This is a genomic window from Bradyrhizobium sp. UFLA06-06, from assembly GCF_054820065.1.
The window spans coordinates 135,843-155,598 of sequence record NZ_JADFUD010000003.1 but is presented as its reverse complement, the minus strand read 5'-3'; the positions used below and the strand labels follow the sequence as shown (position 1 = coordinate 155,598).

The following is a 19,756-nucleotide window of genomic DNA, read 5'->3' as shown; positions in this document are numbered from 1 at the left end:
CTCGTACCAGTGCGACCCGTGTCGGCAACGTGCGACGTGCGCGCTAGCTTGTTGGGGACAATTCGGCGCATGCCGATCGATCGAATGAACAGGGGGCTCGCGGCCGCAGTGCTGCTCGCGTCGTTGGTGGCGCTGAGCGGGTGCTCGAGCACGATCGCCGATATGACAATGCCGGCCGATGCGCCGGCGCGCGAGAAGGACGCCGGCGGCTACCTGCCGGTCCATGATCTTCCGCCCGACCGCGCCGATCCGACGATCAAGCCGGCGGACCAGGCCAAGATCGAGCAGGAGCTGATTGCCGCGCGCGCGCGGCAGGCCTCGACGGCCGCCCAAAGCGGCAAGTAGCGCCCGACAAACGGCCGATCAGCGCTGGCGCCGCCCGGTGTCCGTGCTAAAAGAAACCCAGTTCAACCGCAGATCCGGCCGCAGCCCCCAGATCGTGCGCCTGAATTCGCTCTAAGTCATTGATTCAGTGCGATTTCTGTCAGAGGCCGAGCCGGCTTCCGCAAACTGGACCAAGGGGGTCGATTCTGGCATCGCGGTTGTCGGAGCAAGGGTCCCATGGAAGATTTTTACCGCATTCGCCGTCTGCCGCCTTACGTCTTTGAGAAGGTCAACCAGGCCAAGGCGGCCGCGCGCAACGCCGGGGCCGACATCATCGACATGGGCATGGGGAACCCGGACCTGCCGACCCCGCCGCATGTGATCGAGAAGCTCAAGGAGACGCTGGGCAAGCCGCGGACCGACCGCTACTCGGCCTCGCGCGGCATCAACGGCCTGCGTAAGGCCCAGGCCGCCTATTATGCGCGCCGCTTCGGCGTCAAGCTCAACCCCGACACCCAGGTGGTTGCGACGCTCGGCTCGAAGGAGGGCTTTGCCAACGTCGCACAGGCGATCACGGCGCCCGGCGACGTCGTGCTGTGCCCCAATCCGAGCTACCCGATCCATGCGTTCGGCTTCCTGATGGCGGGCGGCGTGATCCGTTCGGTGCCCTCGGAGCCGACGCCGCAGTTCTTCGAGGCGGTCGAGCGGGCGATCATCCATTCGATCCCGAAGCCGATCGCGCTGATCGTCTGCTATCCGTCGAACCCGACCGCCTATGTCGCGGACCTCGACTTCTACAAGGACCTCGTCGCGTTCGCGAAGAAGCACGACATCTTCATCCTGTCCGATCTCGCCTACGCCGAGGTGTATTTCGACGAGAACAATCCGCCACCATCGGTGCTGCAGGTGCCCGGTGCGATCGACGTCACCGTCGAGTTCACCTCGATGTCGAAGACGTTCTCGATGGCCGGCTGGCGCATGGGCTTTGCGGTCGGCAATGAGCGGATCATCGCGGCGCTGGCGCGGGTCAAGTCCTATCTCGATTACGGTGCCTTCACGCCGGTCCAGGTGGCGGCGACCGCGGCGCTGAACGGTCCGGACGACTGCATCCGCGAGATGCGCGACACCTACCGCAAGCGCCGCGATGCGCTGGTCGAGTCATTTGGCCGCGCCGGCTGGGACATTCCGCCGCCGCAGGCCTCGATGTTCGCCTGGGCGCCGCTGCCCAAAGCGTTCGAGGCGGTCGGCAGCATGCAGTTCGCGACCCTGATGGTGGAGAAATCCGGCGTCGTGGTGTCGCCCGGCGTGGCGTTCGGCGAGCATGGCGAGGGCTATGTCCGCATCGCGATGGTGGAGAACGAGCAGCGGATCCGGCAGGCCGCGCGCGGCGTGCGCCGCTTCCTTGAAAGCGGCATCGAAACGTTGCACAACGTCGTTCCTCTCGCCAACCGACGCTAATCCTTCCAGGTTGCTTAATCTCCAGGTCCCTTGAATCCATGGTCGCACCCCTGAACGTGGGCATAGCGGGGCTCGGCACCGTCGGTGCCGATGTCGTCCGCCTCATCGAAACGCAAGGACGGGCGCTGGCCGAGCGCAGCGGCCGCGGCGTTCGCGTCGTCGCGGTCACGGCGCGCTCGAAAGCCAAGAAGCGCGGCCTCGACCTGCGCGGCATCGCCTGGGCGAAGAGCCCCGAGGCGCTCGCCGAAGATCCCAATATCGACTGCTTCGTCGAATTGATGGGCGGCGCCGGCGATCCCGCGCTGTCCGCGATCGAGACCGCGCTGAAAGCCGGCAAGTCGGTCGTCACCGCCAACAAGGCGCTGATCGCCAAGCATGGACTGCGCCTTGCGGCGGCCGCCGAGAAGCACGGCGGCGCGCTGAATTTCGAGGCGGCGGTCGGTGCGGCGATCCCGGTGATCAAGACGCTGCGGGAGGGCCTCGCAGGCACCAGCGTCAACCGCGTCTACGGCATCCTCAACGGCACCTGCAATTACATCCTGACCCGGATGGAGCAGGAGGGCCTGTCGTTCGAGGAGTGTCTGAAGGACGCCCAGCGTCTCGGCTATGCCGAAGCCAACCCGTCGTTCGACGTCGATGGTCACGACACCGCGCAGAAGCTCGCAATCCTGGCGAGCCTCGCCTTCGGAACCAAGGTCGCTGAAAGCGCGGTTTATGTCGAAGGCATCTCCTCGATCACGCCGGAAGACCTCAAGGCCGCCGCGGAACTCGGTTACCGCGTCAAGCTGCTCGGTGTCGCGGTGCGCACGGCAAAGGGCATTGAGCAGCGCGTGCACCCGACCATGGTGCCGAAATCATCCTCGATTGCGCAGGTGATGGGCGTCACCAATGCGGTCGCGATCGACGGCGAGGGGATTCCGCCGATCACACTGGTGGGACCCGGCGCCGGCGGCGGCGCGACGGCTTCGGCCGTGGTCGCCGACATCGCCGACGTCGCCCGCGGCATCCGTGCCAAGCCGTTCGGACGGCCGGTGGAGCGGTTGCGCGACACCACCAAGGCGCCGATGGAACGCCATGAAGGTGGCTATTATATCCGCCTGATGGCGCGCGATCTTGCAGGCACTGCCGCAACAATCGCCACCCGGCTGGCGGAACAGAAGATATCTCTGGAATCCATCGTGCAACGGCACCCCGATGGCGTCGATGTGAACGGTGCGGCCAAAAAACCTTCACCGGTCCCGGTCATTCTGATTACCTATGCGACCAGCGAGGATGCCGTGCATCGCGCGTTGGCCGCAGTGCAGCGCGATAAGGTCATCAGCGGCCGGCCGCAGGTGATCCGGATCGAGAAAAACTAGCGCATGGCCTGAACGGGTCGGGCGTGAGACGATTGATGCGGGCAGGCTGGCCTGTCCCCGAGGCTTAAGGAGTACGCCGATGTCGACCCATATTTCCGTTCCGCCGCAGATGCTGCTCGAGCGCATCCTGACGCTCGAAATCGTGCGCGTGACGGAGCGCGCGGCGGTGTCGGCCGCGCGGCTGCGCGGCCACGGCCAGGAGAAGGCCGCCGACAAGGCCGCGGTCGATGCGATGCGGCGCGAGCTCAACAAGCTGCCGATCGAGGGCACCATCGTGATCGGCGAGGGCGAGCGCGACGAGGCGCCGATGCTGTTCATCGGCGAGAAGGTCGGCCTCAACGCCGGTCCCAAGGTCGATATCGCTGTCGACCCGCTCGAAGGCACCACGCTGTGCGCCAAGAACATGCCGGGCTCGATCGCCACGATGGCGATGGCCGATGGCGGCACGCTGCTGCACGCGCCCGACGTCTACATGCAGAAGATCGCGATCGGCCCGGGCTACGCCAAGAACGTGATCGAGCTCGACGCTCCGCCGGCCGACAACGTCCGCCGGCTCGCCAAGGCCAAGGGCGTCGACCCCAGCGCGATCAACGTGCTGGTGCTCGACCGTCCGCGCCATGCCGACATCATCAACAGCGTGCGTTCGACCGGCGCTGCCGTGCAGCTGATCACCGATGGCGACGTCGCCGGCGTCATTCACTGTGCCAAACCCGATGAGACCGGCGTCGACATGTATATCGGCACCGGCGGCGCGCCCGAGGGCGTGCTCGCGGCGGTGGCGCTGCGCTGCATCGGCGGCCAGATGCAGTGCCGCCTGATCCTCGATACCGAGGAAAAGCGCGAGCGCGCGCACAAGATGGGCGTCACCGATCCGAAGATGATCTACGGCATCGAGGACATGGCCAAGGGCGACTGCCTGTTCGCCGCCACCGGCGTCACCACCGGCTCGCTGCTGACCGGCGTGAAGTTCAAGAAGGACGTGATCGAGACCGAGACGGTCGTGATGCGCTCGGTCACCGGCACCGTGCGCTACATCAAGGCCGAGCATCGGCAGCTCGAGAAATTCCACCTGGACTAATATCCGCTGTCATTCCGGGGCGTCCGAAGGACGAACCCGGAATCTCGAGGTTCCGGGTTCGATGCTTCGCATCGCCCCGGAACGACAGCGTAAACAACAACAAGAAAAGGGAGACGCGCATGTCCGATCTGTCCGGTGTCAAGGCGCTGGTATTCGACGTGTTCGGGACCGTGGTTGACTGGCGCACCAGCCTGATCAACGACTTCACCAGATGGGGCGAGACGCGCGGTATCAAGGCCGATTGGACCGCGCTGGTCGATGGCTGGCGCGCAGTCTATGCGGCCTCGATGGACGAGGTGCGCAAGAACCCGCAGAACGGCTACGTCATCCTGGACGTATTGCACCGCCGCTCGCTGGAAAAACTCGTCGCGCAGTTCGACATCAAGGGGCTGACCGAGGCCGACCTACAGCATCTGACGCTGGGCTGGCATCGCCTGCACGCCTGGCCCGACAGCGTCGCCGGCCTGACCCGGCTGAAGACCAAATACATCATCTCGCCGCTCTCCAACGGCAACGTCGCGCTGCTCACCAACATGGCGAAGTTCGCAGGCCTGCCCTGGGACCTCGTGATGTCGGCGGAGCTGTTCGAGCACTACAAGCCCGACCCTGAAACCTATCTCGGCGCCGCGAAGCTGCTCTGTCTGCCGCCGGAGCAGGTGATGATGGTCGCCGCGCACAATTACGACCTGAAGCACGCGCAGAAGCTCGGCCTGAAGACCGCCTTCGTGGCGCGTCCGACCGAATACGGCCCGCTGCAAAAATACGATTTCGAGGCCACCGGAGAATGGGACATCGTGGCCAAGGATTTCGGGGAAATCGCCGGCCGGATGGGCTGCTAGAACTGGTCCACAAATCATCGAAGCGTTACGATTCCTACCTGATTGGGAAAGGATCATGACGCTGCACGCATCCGCACTGCCCGTTGAGGCGCCACAGGCGTTCCTCGGCGTGACGCGGTCGCTGACCGGGAAACTCTGGCGCGACCGGCTGGATGCGCGCGGGGCGGCGCGGGCGCTCGCGATCGTGCAGCGCTATCAATTGCCGGAAATGCTGGCGCGCGTTCTGGCGGGGCGCGACGTCGCGATCGACGAGGTTCCCGACTTCCTCGACCCGACCATCCGCAAGCTGATGCCGGACCCCCACACGGTCACCGAGATGGAGCACGCGGCCAAGCGCATTGCGGATGCCGCTGATCGCGGCGAGAAGGTTGCGATCTTCGGCGACTATGACGTCGACGGCGCGACCTCGGCCGCGCTCTTGACCTGGCATCTGCGCCATTGCGGGCTGGAGCCGCTGATCCACATTCCCGACCGCATTTTCGAAGGCTACGGGCCGAACGTCGACGCCGTGCGCGCGCTGGCGGCAAAGGGCGCGACGCTGCTCGTCACGGTCGATTGTGGCACCACCAGCATCGAGCCGCTGGCGGAAGCCAGGAAGCTCGGGATGTCGGTCGTCGTGATCGATCATCACCAGACCGGCGATGTGTTGCCCGAGGTCGATGCACTGGTGAATCCGAACCGGCCCGACGATCTCTCGGGGCTCGGCCATCTCGCAGCGGTCGGCCTCGTGCTGGTGACCTTGGTTGCCGTAAATCGCGAACTGCGCCAGCGCGGCTTCTGGACCGGCGAGATGCCGGAGCCGGACCTGCTTAGCGTGTTGCATCACGTCGCGCTCGGTACCGTGGCCGATGTCGCGCCGCTGATCGGGCTCAACCGGGCCTTCGTCGCCAAGGGCCTGATCGCGATGCGCCGCCGCGACCATGTCGGCCACACCGCGCTGATGGATGTCGCGCGCCTCAACGGCCCGCCGGAGGCCTGGCATCTGGGCTTCATGCTGGGGCCGCGCATCAATGCCGGCGGTCGTATCGGGCGCGCCGATCTCGGCGTGCGGTTGTTGCTCGAAGGCGACGTCTCCGAAGCTGCGCGGATCGCGGCCGAGCTCGATCGCCTCAATGCCGAACGGCGCGTCATCGAGCAGGCGGCCGAGGCACAGGCCGAAGCCGAGGCGCTGGCTTCGCTCGGGCTCGAGGACAAGGGCGCTGTCATCGTCACCGCGGCGGAAGGCTGGCATCCCGGCGTGGTCGGGCTGGTCGCGGCGCGGCTGAAGGAGAAGTTCGCGCGTCCCGCGTTTGCGATCGCGCTGGAGCCCGGCGGCATCGGCACCGGATCGGGCCGCTCGATCGGCGGCGTCGATCTCGGCAAGGCGGTGCGGCAGGCGGTGCATGACGGCCTTTTGATGAAGGGCGGCGGGCACGCGATGGCGGCCGGCGTCACGCTGCGCAAGGAGAAGCTCGCCGAATTCCGCGCCTACATGGAGAGCGCGCTGGCGGCCGACGTCGCCAATTCGCGCCACGAGAACGAGCTGTTCATCGATGGCGCCGTGACCGCGCGCGCGGTGACGCCGGAATTCGCCGCGACACTCAATCGCGCGGGCCCGTTCGGTGCCGCCAATCCGGAGCCGGTGATCGCGCTGCCGTCGCATCAGCTGGTCTATGCCGACGAGGTCGGGCAGGCGCATCTGCGGCTGCGCTTCAAGTCAGGCGACGGCTCGATCGTCAACGGTATCGCGTTCCGTTCCGTCGGACAGAAGCTCGGCAGCGCCTTGACGCAAAATCGCGGCCAGCAATTGCACGTGGCGGGCTCGCTTGCGGTCGACCGTTGGCAAGGCACCGAACGTGTGCAATTCCGTGTCCTCGACGTCGCGGTGCCGGATCAGGGCCCGACGGTGATCCGATAAGAAACGTTGGGAGAGGACATGTCAGGACAGGTTGAAGGCAAGGTCGCACTGGTGACCGGCGGCGCATCAGGCATTGGCGAGGCCATCGTTGAATTGCTCGCGCAGGAAGGCGCGACCGTTGTTGCCACCGATATCGATGAGTTGAGGGGACCGGAGCTCGCAGCCCGTCTTACGAAGGCCGGCCGCAAGGTGAGCTTTCTGCCGCAGGACGTCACCAGCGAGGAGCGCTGGATCGAGGTTGTCGCTGATATCGGCAAGCGCTATGGCCGCCTGGACATCATGGTCTCGAATGCCGGTATCGGCATCGGGGCGCCTTCGATCGTCGAGATGTCGCTCGCGGACTGGCGTCGCCAGACCGCCATCAACATCGACGGCGTATTCTTGTCGGTGAAGCACTCGCTGCCGCTGATGCGTAAAACTGGCGGCGGATCCATCATCATGATGTCGTCGCTGGCCGGCCTGCGTGGTGCGGCGACCCTTTCCGGCTACAGCGCCACCAAGGGCGCGGTGCGGCTGTTCGCCAAGTCGATCGCGATGGAGTGCGCGCAGGTAAACGACGGCATCCGCGTGAACTCGGTGCATCCCGGCATCATCGACACGCCGATCTGGGGCAAGATCCCGACCGGCGCGACCGGTGCTGGCCAGAACGCGCCGATCGATCCGGAGGAACGGGCAAGGTTCGCCACGCCGCTCGGCCGCGCCGGCCAGGCGATCGAGATCGCGCAAGGTGTGCTCTATCTCGCTTCCGACGCGTCACGTTACGTCACGGGCAGCGAGCTCGTGATCGACGGCGGCATGAACGCCGGCGGCGTCGTGCGGCAGCCTCTGAGCGGCTAGCCGCGAATTGTCGTAGCCCGCATGAGCGGAGCGACATGCGGGAAAACCGCCCCGGGTATCGCTTTCGCTCACCCGGGCTACGCAGCTGCGAGGAGTTGAGCGGCGCATTTGCATCCCAACCGCCGTCGTCCCTGCGAAAGCAGGGACCCATACTCCGCGGCCGATGTTGTGAACGGGACTTGTCATTCCAGCGGTGTGCAACAATCATCATCTGTGGTTATGGGTCCCTGCTCCCGTGCGCAATTGCGCACTAGGCAGGGACGACACGGAGTATGTGCTGCGAGCTACCCGCCTTGCCGTAACCGCGCCAGCACCTTGAGCCCGCCGTAACCATCGGCGGGCAACAGGCCCATCTTGATCTGATAATCCTTGATCGCCTTCATGGTGTCGTTGCCGACGCGGCCGTCGGTGCCGCCGGTGTCGAAGCCGGCCTTGGTCAGCCGCGTCTGCATCTCCTGCACCTCGGCGAGCGTCAGCGCGCGCTCCGAGCCCGGGAAGGGCTGGATGAAGGGCGGCCCGCCGAGGCAACGATCGCCGAGATGGCAGATCGCCAGCGCGTAGTTCATCGACGGGTTGTAGCTCTTCACCGAATTGAAGTTCGGACCGAGCAGGAAGGCCGGGCCACCCGCGACCGGGATCCACAGTTGCGCTGATGCGTTCGGCTGCGGAAACGGCTGGCCGTCGGCGCGGACGACGCCGGCGCTGGCCCAGGCCGCATAGGTGCGGCTGCCGCTGGCGCCGCCGCCGGGTGCGCGGACCTCGTAGCCCCAATGCTCGCCGCGGTGCCACTTGCCGCGATTGACGAGATATTTCGCGGTCGAGCCCAGCGCGTCGTCGGGCCGGCCGAACGGCGAGACCTTGCCGTCGCCGTCATAGTCGAAGCCGACATTGAGCCAGACTTCCGGCATCCACTGCGAATGCCCCATCGCGCCGGCCCAGGAGCCGTTCATCTCCTGAGGCGTGCTCCAGCCGCGCTGCACGATCTTCATCGCGTTGATCAGTTCGGTCTCCCAATAGGCCTTGCGGCGCGGCTCGTTCCAGGCGAGCGCCGCCAGCGAGGGAAACACCGGCGTCATGTGGTTCTGCTGCACCAGCGGATCGCCATAGGCTGACTCGACGCCCCACAGCGCGAGCAGCGTGCCGCGCTCGACACCGAAGTCGCGCTCGATCCGGCCGAACAGCGCCTCATTCTTCTTCAGCGCTTCCCGGCCGTGAATGATCCGCCAATCGGAGACGCGGCGATTGATGTACTGCCAGATCTGCTCGTGGAATTCGGGCTGGTTACGCATCTGCTTGAACACGCTCATGTCGGGCTCGACCCGCGCCATGCAGCGATTCCAGGTCGCCTCCGAAATGCCTTTTGCCAACGCGCGGGCGCGAAAATTGTCGCGCCACTGGTCGAAGCCCGGAGGGGCTGCCGCCAGCGCGCCGAGCGGATTGACGAGCACCACGCCTGCGGCGAGCCCCGCCCTCAGGACGGCGCGGCGGGCAGGGGATTTCGGAGAATCAGGCTGTTTCATCGGGCCAGTGTAGCGGCGCCGATCGGGTGAGCCAAAAGCCACGCCGACGCAGGAGCCATTGTTTTGAGCATGACCTCCGCGCAAACGCGTTCCGCGTTTGTCGCGAGGGAAAACCGGTTCCCACTTTTCCGGGTCATGCTCTAGCTATCCTGCAAATCTGTGGCGATTTTTGACAGCCACCGGCGCACCACCTGTTCCGACCTGGCGTCGAGGCCGGCGGCGAGCCGGCGTTCCTGGGCCTGGGCGATCTGCCGGCATTTCTCCAGCAGCGTGGTTCCATGGCCGGTCAGGGTCCATTGCAACACGCGGCCGTGGACCGGGTGCGGCGTCTTGCCGATTGCGCCGTCGCGCTCGAGGTTGCGGATGATCACGCTCACGGTCTGCGGCGTCAGCAGCGCAACGCGAGCCAGATCGGCGCCTGAGAGCCCCGGATAGGCTTTCAGCATCGTCAGCACGACGAATTGCGGCGAGGTGACGCCGAGCCGTCCCAGTTGGCGCTCCATCGACAGCCGCGAGGCCGCGTGGGCCTGGCGCAGCAGATAGGCGAGATAGCCCTGTTCGCCGCGTTTGCCTTCGCCCGGCGCCGGAACGGAAGGGGCGAGCAGGACGTCGCCTGCGGTCGATCCTGTATTCGCTGCGGCCCTTCGGCCGGCGGCTTTTCCGACCGGACGCCGCTCGGCGGTGCCGGATTTGCCTCGTTTCTGCATTGCCGCCATGTCGCCTGCTGTCGCCTTCGCCGATGTCCGCATCTTGCCGATGATATCAGAGCTCTGATAATATCTCAGTACACTGATAACATGAGGCCAGGCCAATGTCACATGCCCGCAAGGAATACACCGACTTCGAGAAGCTCGCGCCCGACGTCTTCGCCGCCGTGCGCGCACTCGGCCAGTTCGCGGCGAAGGCCGGCCTCGACAAGCAGCTGCTCGAACTCGTCAAGCTGCGCGCCTCGCAGATCAACGGCTGCGCGTTCTGCGTGCAGTATCACATCCTGCAGGGCGAGAGCCTTGGCGTGCCCACCGACAAGCTGAACCTCGTCGTGGTGTGGCGCGAGGCGCCGCAGTTCACGCCGCGCGAGCGCGCGGCGCTAGCCTGGACCGAAGCGTTGACCACCTTGCCGAACGGCGTCAGCGACGAGGTCTATGCGCAGGCCATCGCCGAATTCTCAGAGCAGGAGCTGACTTACCTGACCTCGGCGATCGCATCGATCAACGTCTGGAACCGGTTCGGCGCGGCCTATCGCTGGACGCCGCCGCCGCGCCGGCAGCGAGCGGACGTGGCGGCTTCGTAACGTCGAGAGGGAACGGCAACTGACAGGGAGAAAAGCAATGACCTCGATGGCAATGACACCATCTCTTCCATTCGCGCGGCCGCCGCGGCCGGTCGCGCTGGCCGTGATCGCGGGACTGGCCTCCGCCTTCGTGATCGGCAAGGCACTGCCGACCCCGATGGACGCGATCTCATCCGTCATCGCGCCGCTGTGCGCCAGCGCCAATGCGGCGTCGCCGCTCGACAAGGTCGAGGTCATCAGCTCGCACGCGCTGCCCAATGTGGCGGGCAAGCGTGTCACGGTGGTGCGCGTGTTCTATGGTCCCGGCGGCTTCACGCCGCCGCACCGCCATTCCGGTTCGGTGACGGCCTACATCACCAAGGGTGAAATCCGCTCCCAACTCGGCGGCGGGCCGGTCGAGACCTTCAAGGTCGGCCAGTCCTTCTTCGAGCCGCCGGGCTCGACCCACATGGTCTCGGCCAATGCGAGCACTACGGAGCCGGCGGAGCTGATCGCGGTGTTCGTGGCCGACGAGGGCGCGCAGCTGACCACGATGCTCGAATAACGACCGGCGGGAAGCTCGTCCTGCGGGACGCGCACTGGACCAGTTTGGTGCCCAGTTAGCGTGAAACTGGACCTTGCGCGCGACGAGGCGCGTCGATTGATTGCGCGGCAGCTTACGGCGTTAGCCGCCGACGAGGGACGAACCGATGATCAGTCTGAAGGGGCTCTCTGCCTTCCCGATAACGCCTTCGAACCGGGATGGACGGGTCGATGTGGGTGCGCTCCGCGCCTTGCTCGACCCCTTGATTGCGGCGAAGGTGGATTCGGTCGGGCTGCTCGGCAGTACCGGCTCATATCCGTATTTCAGCCGCGATGAGCGGCGGCGCGCCGTGCAGGCGGCCACCGCCTTGGCAGACGGCAACACACCAATACTGGTTGGCATCGGCGCACTGCGCACCGACGATGCGGTGCGGCTGGCCCAGGATGCGCGTGATGCGGGCGCGACGGCAGGCCTGCTGGCGGCGGTTTCCTATACGCCGCTGACCGATGACGAGGTCTTTGAGCATTTTCAAACCGTGGCCCGCGAGAGCGGGTTGCCGATCTGCGTCTATGACAATCCCGGAACGACTCATTTTCAATTCACGCCGGCTCTCATCGGCCGGTTGGGTCGTGTGGACGGAATCGTCGCGGTAAAAAGTCCTGCGCTGGATGCTTCGACCGTGGCGGGCCATCTCAGGGAATTGCGGGCTGTGGTTCCGGACGGCGTTGCGTTGGGTTACAGTGCCGACTGGAATTGCACCGAGGCGCTGCTGGCGGGCGCAGATACCTGGTACAGCGTTGTCGCAGGAATCTTCCCGAAGGTCTGCGTGGACATCGTTCGCGCCGCGACGAGCGGCGATGCGGCCCGCGCGCGAGAGCTCAACGCGAGTCTGCGGCCGATTTGGGATCTGTTCAGGACATATTCCAGTCTGCGTGTTGTCTACGCACTTGCCAATCTCAGAGGGGTCTGTGCGGCCGAGCCTCCACGTCCGATATTGCCGCTGCCCGCGGACGCTCAGAGGCGGGTCAAGGAGACGTTGGCGGCGATCGAGATCGACTGATCGCGACCACGGAGCAAGGCGCTAGATGCCGGCGCCCGCCAGCGGGTCGCGGCCGAACCGGTTGTCACCCTTCGATCCCCGCAGCACGCTCAGCGTTGCGACGAGCGCCAGATAGGGGATCCAGTATTTGACGTGCAGCGCGGCGGCGAGGTGGGGAATGGCGAGGATCGTCAGCGCCCACCAGCCCGAGACGTTGAGGTCGTGCAGCCGCTTCACCAGGATCGCGGTGAACGGCCACAATGACAGCATGAGCAGCAAGCGCATGACGGACAGGTCGTCGGCGGGGGGATTGCTGTCGTAGTAGCGTGGGCCGGAGTCGAATTTTACGCCGACACGAATGACGAGCATGTCGACCAGCACGAGGCCGAAAAATCCCAGGCCGAATTCCTGCCGGCTGATGCGGCCTTTCACCGAAAGAAAAAACCAGCTGAAGGTCGAGAGCATGCTTGGTTGTGGTCCAGCCTGAATGGGCATCTGATAGAGACTTGCGTCCGATGGTCAAAGCGGGACATGTTCCCGCGGATTGCCGCTTCCATCATGATCATTCAAGCTGGCAATTGTCGCCGCGACATGGCGCGCATCGATGCGATTCCGAATGGAACCTGCGGTGGGCGTTTGCACAATTTCGGAATAATGGAATAATGCCGCTGATTTGCCCGACGTGTCAAGTTGTCGTGTCGAACGACGGCAGCCGCCGGCTACTTTGCATGGGGTTGTTTTCGATATTTTGGCAGTGCGCCCCGAACCGGTGTCCCTCCCGCATCAAGTGCGGGACAGGCTTCGCTCGACAACACTCTAGTTGCCGCCACCCTCCTGGGTGTCGATGCGATGCAAGACGTCGTCGGGCAGGGCATGGGCCACGGCGGCCGCAGGTCCGGGCTCCGGTCCGATCTCGCGGCCGCGGCCGCGGATCAGCCGCTCATAGGCCGACACCAGCGTGGTGTAGGGATTGACCCACAGCCAGCCGTCGCGCGTGAACACCTGGACGTCGAAATGCAGATGCCGCGACGTGCCATTGGGGTGGTCGAGATAGTTCGAGACCACGCCGATCTTCTCGCCCTCGCTGACGCGGCGTCCGTTGAGCAGGCCGTCGGCATCCATCACTGACGGGTTCATGTGCATGTAGCGGAAGCGGACGTGCTCGGTGCGGGTGTTGACCTGCAATGTCGCGGCCTGCTGTTGCGGCGAGCGGATCACGATGCTGTCGCGCACCGCAACGACCGCCTGCTGTTTGGGGTCGCAACCATCCTTGCTGTCGACAGGACATGCGCCGGGGCGGATGTCCTGGCCCTGATGGCCGTAGCCGCTGGCGCATTGGCCGACCTCGAAGCTGCGCGCCTCGCAGAAATTGTCCTGCCAGGGATACGCGTCGATGGCCGCGCCGGGCTTGCGCCTGGCGAAGGATTGCGAGTGCGCGAAGGCCGGCGCCTTCTCGAGCGGAAAGCGGATCTGCGAATAGACGGTGAAGTCGGCGTGACCGCCTAGTTGCCTGCGGCCGCCGCTGCCTGCGACGATGTCGCCGCTCGGGTGGTAGGTGAAGTCGGTGGATTGCGCGGCGGGCCGCTCGGCGATGTCGGAGGCGACGTCGCTGCGCGGCCGTGACGGCTGGCCGCCGGCGACGCGCAAAGCCTTCAGAAAGCGCTCGACGACCGGATAGGCCTCGCGGCAGGCCAGCCGCTTCGGCCGCGGCGCGCTGTCGAGGCACTGGATCGACACGACATAGGGAATCCCGAAGCGGGTGAAGGCGTAGCGGACATAGCCCTCGCGAATGAAGCGGCGCAGGTCCGGAAACTGCGCGGCCAGCGTCTTGACCGGCTCGCCCTTGCCGCCGAGCCGGTCGGCGAGGTCGTAGACCAGGATCGAGCCGGAAATCTGCACCTCGACCGGCTTCGCAAATGTTCGCGGCGGCAGGCCGTCACCGGCGCCGGGGTCGAGCGAGAACACGGCATCGTAGCCGGACGCACCGGCATGGAAGAAATCGACCGCGCGGAAGTCGGCCTGGTAGCGCGCGATCGACAGGCTGTCCGGCGCACCGTTTTGCCGCGCGTCGAGATAGCTGGCGGGATCGAACGGCAGCAGCACCGGGATCGGGCTCTGCGCGATGCCGGGAAACAGCGGCGCCGTCACCGCGTTCAACTGCACCAGCGCAGGCGTCGCCCGCGGATCGGTGGAGGGAACGCGGCGTTGTCCGGCGAAAGTGAAGCCGGCGGAGACGGCCGGGCGGCTGCCGATCTCCTGCCGCAACTGGTCGAGCACGGCACGCCATTCGACCCGCATGGCCGAGATCGATGGCGTTCGGAATTCGTCGGCATGGGCGCCGGGAAGAGGCGCGAGCAGGGCTGCCAGCCAGCAACTGACGAAGCTGACCACCTTCCTGTTCACTGCACTCCCCGGGCTCATGTCTGTTCGCCCGAGAGACTAAAGCAAGTTCCGGAAAAGTGTGTAGCGGTTTTCGGTAAAGTTGATGCTTAACCAACAAGTTGAGGCGCGGTGACGATTCATTTCAAATCCCACCGCGCCTCAAGCGCTCAGTCCTTGGCGCGTTCGACGTAGGAACCGTCCTCGGTCATGACCACGATGCGGGTGCCCGTGGTGATGTGCGGCGGCACCCCGGTGCGCAGGCCGTTGGACAGCATGGCCGGCTTGTAGGACGAGGAGGCGGTCTGGCCCTTGGTCACGGGCTCGGTCTCGACCACTTCCAGCGTCACGCGCTGCGGCAGCTGGATCGCGACCGGGTTGCCCTCGTGCATCGAGAGCTTCACGGTCATGTTCTCCTGCAGATACGGCGCAGACGAGCCGACGATTTCCTTGGAGACCTGGACCTGGTCGTAGTTGTCGTTGTTCATGAAGTGGAAGCCGTCGCCATCTTCATAGAGGTAGTTGTAGTTGTGGTCCTCGACGGTGGCCTTCTCGACCTGGTCGGTGGTCTTGTAGCGCTCCGAGACCTTCACGCCGTCGCCGATGCGGCGCATTTCGATCTGGCTGACCGGGGTGCCCTTGCCGGGATGAATGTTCTCGGCGGAAAGGACCACATAGAGCTTGCCGTCCTGCTCGATGACGTTGCCCTTGCGGATGGAACTGGCGATGACTTTCAAAGGTGTTTTCCTGAATTTGAGAGCCTAAGGGCGCCAACCGGATCGGCAGCCCCTCGGCCATGGCGGCGATTTCGGGCTGCAACATACTGATTTGTCCCTGAGATGCCAGTCTTTTGCGGTCGAATTCGCAAGGTTGCGAACCGTCCCGGCCGCGCCGATCGGCGCTATTTTCGGGCCGGATCGGGCGTTTTCAGTGCGGTCCGGTTGTGCTCGGCAAAGCTCGCAGGAACCGAGAATGTGCCGGTCTTCAGATCGTAGCGGCAGCGCCAGTCCTCGACCCAAGGGAAAGGCGTTTCCTCTCCTCGCCGAGTGGCTTATCGGTCGCCGGATGGGACGTGCGAGCCGTCGTTCAGGTTCAGCCGGGCGCGCATGGACAAGGTGCGCGTCTTTCGACAAGAAGGGACCAGCCTCGCCGCGTTCCGCGAAGGCCGGGGGCTGTGCGGGGTTATGAACTTGTGTGGAATCAATCGATTGTGCAAGACTCTTGAGTGCGGATGGCGGCTCGTTGATGTTGAATCCATGGGGATACCCTTGTGATGACAGCTCATGACCAGCCGTCGCCCTGGTGGACGCCGCAGCGCTTTGTCGACCGCAGGCCGTTCCTGCAGGCGCGGACCGCGATCACGCGGGCGGTGCGCGCCTGGTTCGAGGAGCAGGGATTTGCCGAGGTCGAGACCGCGATCCTGCAGATCTCGCCGGGCAACGAGACCCACCTGCACGCGCCCCGCACCGAGCTCAGGCAGGCCGATGGCTCGCATGCGCCGCGCTATCTGCGCACCTCGCCGGAGTTCGCCTGCAAGAAGCTGCTCGCGGCCGGCGAGCCCAGGATCTACGAGTTCGCGCGGGTGTTCCGCGACCGCGAGCGCGGCGACCTGCATCTGCCCGAATTCACCATGCTGGAATGGTACCGCGCCAATGCCGGTTATGACGCCATCATGGCCGACACGATCGTCGTGATCGCCCATGCGGCGCAGGCGACCGGGATCGGGCGGTTTTCCTTCCGCGGCAGGACGGCTGATCCGTTTGCAGAGCCGGAATTGCTGACGGTCGCGGCAGGTTTCGAGCGCTTCGCCGGCATCGATCTGTTGGCGACGATCACGGGCGGCGCGGGCGATCGCGAGGCGCTTGCGGCGGCTGCAGCAGCGCGGGTGCGGGTTGCAGATGACGACACCTGGTCCGATATCTTCAGCAAGGTGCTGGTCGAGCATGTCGAGCCCCAACTGGGGCAGGGCCGTCTGACGGTGCTGTTCGAATATCCGTCGCCAGAGGCCGCGCTGGCCCGCACCAAGGCCGGCGATCCTGATGTCGCCGAGCGTTTCGAGGTCTATGCCTGCGGCGTCGAGCTCGCCAACGGCTTTGGCGAGCTGACCGACGCGGCCGAGCAGCGCCATCGTTTCACCGCAGCGATGGACGAGAAGGCCCGCCGTTATGGCGAGCGCTATCCGCTCGACGACGATTTCCTTGCCGCGGTCGGCCAGATGCCGGAGGCCAGCGGCGTCGCGCTCGGCTTCGACCGGCTGGTGATGCTGGCGAGCGGCGCGCCACGAATTGATCAGGTGGTCTGGACACCGCCTGCGGGAGAGACATGAACAGGATCGATCCAAAGCTGGCGGCGACGCTGCGACAGCCGCGCGAGCTGGTCGATGCCAGGCTCGCGCCGGTCGCAGCACTTGCCGGGCTCGAGCGGGTCGCTGCGCGCTACGCGGTCGCGGTGACGCCGGAGCTCGCCGCGCTGATTGATCCGGCCGATCCCGCCGACCCGATCGCGCGGCAGTTCATCCCGAGCGCCGACGAACTCGTCGAGCAGCCGGGCGAGAACGCCGATCCGATCGGCGACGATGCGCATTCGCCGGTCGCCGGAATCGTGCATCGCTATCCCGATCGGGTGTTGTTCAAGCTCGTCCATGTCTGCGCGGTGTATTGCCGGTTCTGTTTCCGGCGCGAAATGGTCGGGCCGGGAAAGGCCTCGGCCTTGTCCGATGACGCCTACCGCGCGGCGCTGGATTACATCCGCAGCCATCCGGAGATCTGGGAAGTCATCCTGACCGGCGGCGATCCCTTGATGCTGTCGCCGCGCAGGCTGACCGAGATCATGGCCGATCTTGCCGACATTGATCATGTGAAGATCGTTCGCCTCCACACCCGTGTTCCGATCGCCGATCCGGGCCGTATCAATCCCGAGATGATCGCGGCATTGCGGGTCGATGGCGCGACGACCTGGATTGCGATCCACGCCAACCATCCGCGTGAGCTGAGCACCAATGCCCGCGCGGCGTGCGCGCGCCTTGCAGACGCCGGCATTCCCCTCGTGAGCCAGTCCGTCCTGCTGCGCGGCGTCAATGACGATGCTGCGACGCTCGAGGCGTTGATGCGCGGCTTCGTGGAGTGCCGGATCAAGCCCTATTATCTGCATCACGGCGACCTTGCGCCCGGCACTGCGCATTTGCGCACCACGATCGAAGCCGGGCAGGAATTGATGCGGGCGTTGCGCGGGCGTGTTTCCGGACTATGTCAACCGGATTATGTGCTCGACATCCCCGGCGGCCACGGCAAGGCGCCGATCGGCCCGAGCTATTTGTCGCAGCCGGCTTCCCGCGAACGTGAAGATCCGGTGGAACGGCGCTACCGTATCGTCGATTATTGCGGCGACGTTCATCTTTACCCGCCGCAATCCTGAGGCGGCGGCGATGAGCGGGGCCAGGGACGGACGGCAGGAGCCGCCCGAGGACGAGGGCAACCGCAGCATCGAAAATGCTGTGATGTTCGGCTTCTTTGTGGTGCTGGTCGCCGCGGGAATCTGGCTCCTTGGCACGATGGCCGATATACGGAAGGTACAGGATTGCGCAGCGCAGGGGCGACGCAACTGTGCTACCGTCGAGGTCCCGGAACGGGCGCGATAGGGTTGAGAAGCGGAGACGCGAGATGCGGAAGACAGTTTTGTTGATGGCTCTGATGATGGTTGCGGCCGGAGCGCCCCAGCTTGGCACGTCCCAGGCATGGGCGCAGCAGCAGGGCGGATCGTCCTCCATGCAGAAGGGCGGGACGGTCCCGGAGGCGCCGATCGGACATCGTCAGCCGCGCCGCGGCGACGTTGGCAACGAGAAGAACATCAGCGATCCGAACAGTCAGGCCAACAAGGAAGACGCGGCGCTCGACAAGAAGATCAAGAGCATCTGCCGCGGCTGCTAAGCCACGGAAGAGACCGGCGGAGCGCGATGTACGCCCCGCCGGCAACGCTCAATCCGTCCGGCCGTGTCAGGCCGAACGCTCCTGCAGGCCACCACGCCGCACGCTGCGCCTTGCGTCGACGGCATCGGCCAACTGCTTCAGCACGTCAGCCGTCGTCCCGAGGTCGATGCAGCCATCCGTGATGCTCTGGCCGTAGGTCAGCGCCTTGCCCGGCACGACGTCCTGGCGTCCCGCAACAAGATTGCTCTCGATCATCACGCCGATGATGCGCTGTTCGCCGCCTGCGACCTGGCGCGCGATGTCGGCGGCAACTGCCGGCTGGTTCTCCGGCTTCTTGCTGCTGTTGGCGTGGCTGGTGTCGATCATCAGCCGCGCTGCGACACCGGCGCGGCCGAGCTCGGCGGCGGCAGCATCGACGCTCGCGGCATCATAGTTCGGCGCCCGGCCGCCACGCAGGATGACGTGGCAGTCTTCGTTGCCGCTGGTGGCGGCGATCGCCGAACGGCCGCCCTTGGTGACCGCCATGAAATGATGCGGGTGCGAGGCCGACTTCACCGCGTCCGCCGCGATCCGCACGCCGCCGTCGGTGCTGTTCTTGAAGCCGACAGGGCAGGACAGCCCGGAAGCCAGCTCGCGATGGATCTGGCTCTCGGTGGTGCGCGCGCCGATCGCGGCCCAGGAGACCAGATCGGCGATGTATTGCGGCGTCGTCATGTCGAGGAATTCGGTGCCGGCCGGCAGGCCGAGATTGTTCACCGCCGACAGCACGTTGCGGGCGAGCCGCAGGCCCTTGTTGATGTCGAAGCTGCCGTCGAGATCGGGATCGTTGATCAGCCCCTTCCAGCCGACGGTGGTGCGCGGCTTCTCGAAATAGACCCGCATCACGATCTCGAGGCGGTCGGCGAGCTGTTCGCGCAGGCTGGCGAGGCGCTCGGCGTAGTCGACGGCCGCCGCGGGATCGTGGATGGAGCAGGGGCCGACGACGACCAGCAGGCGGTCATCGGTGCCGTTCAGGATCGCGTGGACGGCGTTGCGGGCGCCCATCACCACCCGGGTCGCCGTCAGGGTGCGCGGGACCTCCCGCATCACCTCTTCGGGCGTACTGAGCTCTTTCAATTCCTTGATGCGAAGATCGTCTGTCGTACTCAACACGGCTGGCTCCTTTGGAGTTCGGGACCTGCCGGCACACAAAAAAGCCGCCAGGTCTGGCGGCTTGTTTTGGACTTTTGCTGCAATTCTTCAGATTGAGCGCGATCCTCCTGCCGCCAGCGAGCTGTCGTAGCTAAA

The 19,756-nt window shown here is 65.6% G+C and carries 20 protein-coding genes; 14 read left to right on the top strand and 6 right to left on the bottom strand.

What is annotated here, in order from left to right; genetic code table 11:
- The first annotated feature begins 69 nt into the window (after positions 1-69).
- The 7 genes from IF803_RS03930 to IF803_RS03900 all read left to right on the top strand — a co-directional run bounded on the left by IF803_RS03930 (position 70) and on the right by IF803_RS03900 (position 7,791).
- The gene (locus IF803_RS03930) at positions 70-345 is read left to right on the top strand and encodes a hypothetical protein (RefSeq protein ID WP_016842954.1); all 276 of its coding nucleotides are present in this window, start codon (positions 70-72) and stop codon (positions 343-345) included.
- 216 nt (positions 346-561) lie between these two features.
- Positions 562-1,782, top strand: a complete 1,221-nt coding sequence (locus IF803_RS03925) for an LL-diaminopimelate aminotransferase (RefSeq protein WP_016842955.1) — start codon at positions 562-564, stop codon at positions 1,780-1,782.
- Between the two features lie 38 nt (positions 1,783-1,820).
- Positions 1,821-3,140, top strand: a complete 1,320-nt coding sequence (locus IF803_RS03920; protein WP_028342125.1) for a homoserine dehydrogenase — start codon at positions 1,821-1,823, stop codon at positions 3,138-3,140.
- A gap of 79 nt (positions 3,141-3,219) precedes the next feature.
- The gene (glpX, locus tag IF803_RS03915) at positions 3,220-4,218 is read left to right on the top strand and encodes a class II fructose-bisphosphatase (RefSeq protein WP_028332190.1); all 999 of its coding nucleotides are present in this window, start codon (positions 3,220-3,222) and stop codon (positions 4,216-4,218) included.
- Between the two features lie 119 nt (positions 4,219-4,337).
- Positions 4,338-5,057: a haloacid dehalogenase type II gene (locus IF803_RS03910; RefSeq protein WP_461191336.1), complete on the top strand. Its 720-nt coding sequence runs from the start codon at positions 4,338-4,340 to the stop codon at positions 5,055-5,057.
- 55 nt (positions 5,058-5,112) lie between these two features.
- Positions 5,113-6,954: a single-stranded-DNA-specific exonuclease RecJ gene (gene recJ / locus IF803_RS03905; RefSeq protein ID WP_461191335.1), complete on the top strand. Its 1,842-nt coding sequence runs from the start codon at positions 5,113-5,115 to the stop codon at positions 6,952-6,954.
- An 18-nt stretch (positions 6,955-6,972) separates the two neighbouring features.
- Positions 6,973-7,791, top strand: coding sequence for an SDR family NAD(P)-dependent oxidoreductase (locus IF803_RS03900; RefSeq protein ID WP_461191334.1), 819 nt, complete (start codon positions 6,973-6,975; stop codon positions 7,789-7,791).
- Between the two features lie 284 nt (positions 7,792-8,075).
- Here the strand turns inward: IF803_RS03900 and IF803_RS03895 are convergent, their stop codons facing one another.
- Both IF803_RS03895 and IF803_RS03890 read right to left on the bottom strand, forming a co-directional pair.
- Positions 8,076-9,311 carry a lytic murein transglycosylase gene (locus IF803_RS03895; RefSeq protein WP_461191333.1) on the bottom strand — a complete coding sequence of 412 codons (1,236 nt, stop codon included), beginning with the start codon at positions 9,309-9,311 and terminating at the stop codon, positions 8,076-8,078.
- 140 nt (positions 9,312-9,451) lie between these two features.
- On the bottom strand, positions 9,452-10,027 hold the full coding sequence (locus tag IF803_RS03890) for a MarR family winged helix-turn-helix transcriptional regulator (RefSeq protein WP_461191332.1): 576 nt from the start codon (positions 10,025-10,027) through the stop codon (positions 9,452-9,454).
- A 95-nt stretch (positions 10,028-10,122) separates the two neighbouring features.
- On the opposite strand from IF803_RS03890, the gene IF803_RS03885 reads away from it, so the two are divergent.
- From IF803_RS03885 to IF803_RS03875, 3 genes are all read left to right on the top strand, one after another.
- Positions 10,123-10,602 (top strand): carboxymuconolactone decarboxylase family protein, encoded by a 480-nt coding sequence (locus IF803_RS03885; RefSeq protein ID WP_461191331.1) that lies wholly within the window; start codon positions 10,123-10,125, stop codon positions 10,600-10,602.
- A gap of 37 nt (positions 10,603-10,639) precedes the next feature.
- Positions 10,640-11,146 (top strand): cupin domain-containing protein, encoded by a 507-nt coding sequence (locus tag IF803_RS03880; RefSeq protein WP_461191330.1) that lies wholly within the window; start codon positions 10,640-10,642, stop codon positions 11,144-11,146.
- A 145-nt stretch (positions 11,147-11,291) separates the two neighbouring features.
- Positions 11,292-12,185 carry a dihydrodipicolinate synthase family protein gene (locus IF803_RS03875; RefSeq protein ID WP_461191329.1) on the top strand — a complete coding sequence of 298 codons (894 nt, stop codon included), beginning with the start codon at positions 11,292-11,294 and terminating at the stop codon, positions 12,183-12,185.
- Positions 12,186-12,206: 21 nt separating this feature from the next.
- Here IF803_RS03875 and IF803_RS03870 read toward each other — a convergent pair whose 3' ends face one another.
- The 3 genes from IF803_RS03870 to efp form a co-directional block, all read right to left on the bottom strand.
- Positions 12,207-12,629 (bottom strand): DUF805 domain-containing protein, encoded by a 423-nt coding sequence (locus tag IF803_RS03870; RefSeq protein WP_461191328.1) that lies wholly within the window; start codon positions 12,627-12,629, stop codon positions 12,207-12,209.
- Positions 12,630-12,980: 351 nt separating this feature from the next.
- Complete coding sequence (locus tag IF803_RS03865; protein ID WP_461191327.1) at positions 12,981-14,585, bottom strand: M23 family metallopeptidase; 1,605 nt, start codon at positions 14,583-14,585, stop codon at positions 12,981-12,983.
- Between the two features lie 128 nt (positions 14,586-14,713).
- A complete protein-coding gene (gene efp, locus IF803_RS03860; RefSeq protein ID WP_016844580.1) occupies positions 14,714-15,280 on the bottom strand; it encodes an elongation factor P in 567 nt (188 codons plus the stop codon).
- A 536-nt stretch (positions 15,281-15,816) separates the two neighbouring features.
- On the opposite strand from efp, the gene epmA reads away from it, so the two are divergent.
- From epmA to IF803_RS03840, 4 genes are read left to right on the top strand one after another with little or no spacing between them, the layout of a single operon-like run.
- Positions 15,817-16,869, top strand: coding sequence for an EF-P lysine aminoacylase EpmA (gene epmA / locus IF803_RS03855; RefSeq protein WP_461191326.1), 1,053 nt, complete (start codon positions 15,817-15,819; stop codon positions 16,867-16,869).
- Positions 16,866-17,957: a lysine-2,3-aminomutase-like protein gene (locus IF803_RS03850; protein WP_461191325.1), complete on the top strand. Its 1,092-nt coding sequence runs from the start codon at positions 16,866-16,868 to the stop codon at positions 17,955-17,957. The genes epmA and IF803_RS03850 overlap by 4 nt, the downstream gene beginning before the upstream one ends.
- Before the next feature lie 10 nt (positions 17,958-17,967).
- Positions 17,968-18,180, top strand: a complete 213-nt coding sequence (locus IF803_RS03845) for a hypothetical protein (RefSeq protein ID WP_038386801.1) — start codon at positions 17,968-17,970, stop codon at positions 18,178-18,180.
- 22 nt (positions 18,181-18,202) lie between these two features.
- Positions 18,203-18,469, top strand: a complete 267-nt coding sequence (locus IF803_RS03840) for a hypothetical protein (RefSeq protein ID WP_028342111.1) — start codon at positions 18,203-18,205, stop codon at positions 18,467-18,469.
- Between the two features lie 66 nt (positions 18,470-18,535).
- Here the strand turns inward: IF803_RS03840 and IF803_RS03835 are convergent, their stop codons facing one another.
- A complete protein-coding gene (locus tag IF803_RS03835) occupies positions 18,536-19,621 on the bottom strand; it encodes a 3-deoxy-7-phosphoheptulonate synthase (protein ID WP_304500132.1) in 1,086 nt (361 codons plus the stop codon).
- Positions 19,622-19,756: the final 135 nt, after the last annotated feature.

Excerpts from the sequence above, each read along its gene's own strand:
- IF803_RS03925 (WP_016842955.1), top strand. The coding sequence starts at position 562 with ATGGAAGATTTTTACCGCATTCGCCGTCTGCCGCCTTACGTCTTTGAG.
- IF803_RS03870 (WP_461191328.1), bottom strand. The coding sequence starts at position 12,629 with ATGCTCTCGACCTTCAGCTGGTTTTTTCTTTCGGTGAAAGGCCGCATC.
- IF803_RS03875 (WP_461191329.1), top strand. The coding sequence starts at position 11,292 with ATGATCAGTCTGAAGGGGCTCTCTGCCTTCCCGATAACGCCTTCGAAC.
- IF803_RS03900 (WP_461191334.1), top strand. The coding sequence starts at position 6,973 with ATGTCAGGACAGGTTGAAGGCAAGGTCGCACTGGTGACCGGCGGCGCA.
- IF803_RS03890 (WP_461191332.1), bottom strand. The coding sequence starts at position 10,027 with ATGGCGGCAATGCAGAAACGAGGCAAATCCGGCACCGCCGAGCGGCGT.
- IF803_RS03845 (WP_038386801.1), top strand. The coding sequence starts at position 17,968 with ATGAGCGGGGCCAGGGACGGACGGCAGGAGCCGCCCGAGGACGAGGGC.
- IF803_RS03880 (WP_461191330.1), top strand. The coding sequence starts at position 10,640 with ATGACCTCGATGGCAATGACACCATCTCTTCCATTCGCGCGGCCGCCG.
- epmA (WP_461191326.1), top strand. The coding sequence starts at position 15,817 with ATGACAGCTCATGACCAGCCGTCGCCCTGGTGGACGCCGCAGCGCTTT.
- IF803_RS03895 (WP_461191333.1), bottom strand. The coding sequence starts at position 9,311 with ATGAAACAGCCTGATTCTCCGAAATCCCCTGCCCGCCGCGCCGTCCTG.
- IF803_RS03840 (WP_028342111.1), top strand. The coding sequence starts at position 18,203 with ATGCGGAAGACAGTTTTGTTGATGGCTCTGATGATGGTTGCGGCCGGA.
- IF803_RS03910 (WP_461191336.1), top strand. The coding sequence starts at position 4,338 with ATGTCCGATCTGTCCGGTGTCAAGGCGCTGGTATTCGACGTGTTCGGG.
- IF803_RS03850 (WP_461191325.1), top strand. The coding sequence starts at position 16,866 with ATGAACAGGATCGATCCAAAGCTGGCGGCGACGCTGCGACAGCCGCGC.
- IF803_RS03885 (WP_461191331.1), top strand. The coding sequence starts at position 10,123 with ATGTCACATGCCCGCAAGGAATACACCGACTTCGAGAAGCTCGCGCCC.
- recJ (WP_461191335.1), top strand. The coding sequence starts at position 5,113 with ATGACGCTGCACGCATCCGCACTGCCCGTTGAGGCGCCACAGGCGTTC.
- IF803_RS03865 (WP_461191327.1), bottom strand. The coding sequence starts at position 14,585 with ATGAGCCCGGGGAGTGCAGTGAACAGGAAGGTGGTCAGCTTCGTCAGT.
- IF803_RS03930 (WP_016842954.1), top strand. The coding sequence starts at position 70 with ATGCCGATCGATCGAATGAACAGGGGGCTCGCGGCCGCAGTGCTGCTC.
- glpX (WP_028332190.1), top strand. The coding sequence starts at position 3,220 with ATGTCGACCCATATTTCCGTTCCGCCGCAGATGCTGCTCGAGCGCATC.
- IF803_RS03920 (WP_028342125.1), top strand. The coding sequence starts at position 1,821 with ATGGTCGCACCCCTGAACGTGGGCATAGCGGGGCTCGGCACCGTCGGT.